Source organism: Kushneria phyllosphaerae (assembly GCF_900312995.1).
Lineage (GTDB): Bacteria > Pseudomonadota > Gammaproteobacteria > Pseudomonadales > Halomonadaceae > Kushneria > Kushneria phyllosphaerae.
Genome location: NZ_ONZI01000045.1, coordinates 1 through 397, shown reverse-complemented (window position 1 = coordinate 397; position 397 = coordinate 1). Strand labels below are relative to the sequence as shown.

The 397-nt window shown below is 52.6% G+C and carries 1 protein-coding gene; it reads right to left on the bottom strand.

The window, feature by feature from the left end; genetic code table 11:
• Positions 1-12 precede the first annotated feature (12 nt).
• A complete protein-coding gene (locus tag KSP9073_RS17385) occupies positions 13-342 on the bottom strand; it encodes a hypothetical protein (protein WP_207771521.1) in 330 nt (109 codons plus the stop codon).
• Positions 343-397: the final 55 nt, after the last annotated feature.

Here is a 397-nt window from a genome sequence, read left to right as displayed (position 1 = left end):
GATCCGTCCTGGTCAGCAATGAAACCCAAAGGACTGGAAGCCGTCATCGTCTGCTTCCTGTTGAACCTTGGTCTTGGTGACCAGCTCCAGCAGTTGGCTTGCTGAGTAATTGTCATCAACCTCTTGAACCGATTCAGTTTTGGTCACTAGCTGTAAGAGGTTGCTGTACCCCGTGGGCCGGGTGTCATCGTCACTCTCGATTTGCTGATGGGTCTTGGTCATCAGTTCAAGCGCAAGGTAGGAATCGTCATCTTCCTCTTCGTGCGCTCGCGTCTTGGTCAGCAACTGCGAGAGCGTCTGCTCATTGATAATGGGCTGTTTGCCTTGCTCTGTGTCGGCCACCCACATTTTCTGTGGGCCTTATCGTCGGCAGCATATTCACCGGAAACAGTACCTG